Genomic DNA, 2,711 nt, shown 5'->3' on the forward strand with positions numbered 1-2,711 from the left:
CGTCCACTCCGGTCCTCTCGTACTAGGAGCAGCCCCTTTCAATCTTCCAACGCCCACGGCAGATAGGGACCGAACTGTCTCACGACGTTCTAAACCCAGCTCGCGTACCACTTTAAACGGCGAACAGCCGTACCCTTGGGACCTACTTCAGCCCCAGGATGTGATGAGCCGACATCGAGGTGCCAAACACCGCCGTCGATATGAACTCTTGGGCGGTATCAGCCTGTTATCCCCGGAGTACCTTTTATCCGTTGAGCGATGGCCCTTCCATACAGAACCACCGGATCACTATGACCTACTTTCGTACCTGCTCGAGCTGTCACTCTCGCAGTCAAGCCAGCTTATGCCATTGCACTAACCTCACGATGTCCGACCGTGATTAGCTAACCTTCGTGCTCCTCCGTTACGCTTTGGGAGGAGACCGCCCCAGTCAAACTACCCACCAGACACTGTCCGCAGCCCGGATAACGGGCCCACGTTAGAACATCAAACATTCAAGGGTGGTATTTCAAGGGTGGCTCCGTGCAGACTGGCGTCCGCACTTCACAGCCTCCCACCTATCCTACACATCAAGGCTCAAGGTTCAGTGTCAAGCTATAGTAAAGGTTCACGGGGTCTTTCCGTCTTGCCGCGGGTACACTGCATCTTCACAGCGAGTTCAATTTCACTGAGTCTCGGGTGGAGACAGCCTGGCCATCATTACGCCATTCGTGCAGGTCGGAACTTACCCGACAAGGAATTTCGCTACCTTAGGACCGTTATAGTTACGGCCGCCGTTTACTGGGGCTTCGATCAAGAGCGTCTCCTTACGGATAACCCCATCAATTAACCTTCCAGCACCGGGCAGGCGTCACACCGTATACGTCCACTTTCGTGTTTGCACAGTGCTGTGTTTTTATTAAACAGTTGCAGCCAGCTGGTATCTGCGACTGGCTTCGGCTCCGAAAGCAAGTTCCTTCACCTACTGCCAGCGTGCCTTCTCCCGAAGTTACGGCACCATTTTGCCTAGTTCCTTCACCCGAGTTCTCTCAAGCGCCTGGGTATTCTCTACCTGACCACCTGTGTCGGTTTGGGGTACGATCCAATGTGACCTGGTGCTTAGAGGCTTTTCCTGGAAGCAGGGCATCAGCTACTTCAGCACCGTAGTGCCTCGTCATCACGCCTCAGTGTTGACAGGTGACCGGATTTGCCGGGTCACCCCACCTACACGCTTAAACCGGGACAAACCGTCGCCCGGCCAGCCTAGCCTTCTCCGTCCCCCCTTCGCAGTCACACCGGGTACGGGAATATTAACCCGTTGCCCATCGACTACGCCTTTCGGCCTCGCCTTAGGGGTCGACTCACCCTGCCCCGATTAACGTTGGACAGGAACCCTTGGTCTTCCGGCGAGCGGGTTTTTCACCCGCTTTATCGTTACTTATGTCAGCATTCGCACTTCTGATACCTCCAGCATGCCTCACAGCACACCTTCACCGGCTTACAGAACGCTCCCCTACCCAACAACACTTACGTGTCGCTGCCGCAGCTTCGGTGCATGGTTTAGCCCCGTTACATCTTCCGCGCAGGCCGACTCGACCAGTGAGCTATTACGCTTTCTTTAAATGGTGGCTGCTTCTAAGCCAACATCCTGGCTGTCTGAGCCTTCCCACTTCGTTTCCCACTTAACCATGACTTGGGGACCTTAGCTGGCGGTCTGGGTTGTTTCCCTCTTCACGACGGACGTTAGCACCCGCCGTGTGTCTCCCGTGATAACATTCTTCGGTATTCGCAGTTTGCATCGGGTTGGTAAGTCGGGATGACCCCCTAGCCGAAACAGTGCTCTACCCCCGAAGATGACTTCACGAGGCGCTACCTAAATAGCTTTCGGGGAGAACCAGCTATCTCCCGGTTTGATTGGCCTTTCACCCCCAGCCACAAGTCATCCGCTAATTTTTCAACATTAGTCGGTTCGGTCCTCCAGTTAGTGTTACCCAACCTTCAACCTGCCCATGGCTAGATCACCGGGTTTCGGGTCTATACCCTGCAACTTAACGCCCAGTTAAGACTCGGTTTCCCTGCGGCTCCCCTATGCGGTTAACCTTGCTACAGAATATAAGTCGCTGACCCATTATACAAAAGGTACGCAGTCACACCCCACAGGGTGCTCCCACTGCTTGTACGTACACGGTTTCAGGTTCTGTTTCACTCCCCTCGCCGGGGTTCTTTTCGCCTTTCCCTCACGGTACTGGTTCACTATCGGTCAGTCAGGAGTATTTAGCCTTGGAGGATGGTCCCCCCATGTTCAGACAGGATACCACGTGTCCCGCCCTACTCATCGAACTCACACTGCCTGCGTCTTCAGATACGGGGCTGTCACCCTTTACTGCCGGCCTTTCCAGACCGTTCTCCTGACGCGGACACTGCTGCTGGTTCTGGGCTGCTCCCCGTTCGCTCGCCGCTACTGGGGGAATCTCGGTTGATTTCTTTTCCTCGGGGTACTGAGATGTTTCAGTTCCCCCGGTTCGCCTCATTAACCTATGGATTCAGTTAATGATAGTGCAACGGATTGCACTGGGTTTCCCCATTCGGATATCGCCGGCTGATAACGCTTCATATCAGCTCACCGGCGCTTTTCGCAGATTAGCACGTCCTTCATCGCCTCTGACTGCCTAGGCATCCACCGTGTACGCTTAGTCGCTTAACCTCACAACCCGAAGGTGTCTTCGGACTGG

General features: G+C 54.7%; 1 rRNA gene. It reads right to left on the minus strand.

From position 1 onward, the window contains the following. Positions 1 to 2,683 (minus strand): 23S ribosomal RNA (locus PSI23_RS20900); the annotation flags it as partial. Positions 2,684 to 2,711 lie beyond the last annotated feature (28 nt).

Source organism: Xenorhabdus yunnanensis (assembly GCF_028598805.1).
GTDB classification, from domain to species: domain Bacteria; phylum Pseudomonadota; class Gammaproteobacteria; order Enterobacterales; family Enterobacteriaceae; genus Xenorhabdus; species Xenorhabdus yunnanensis.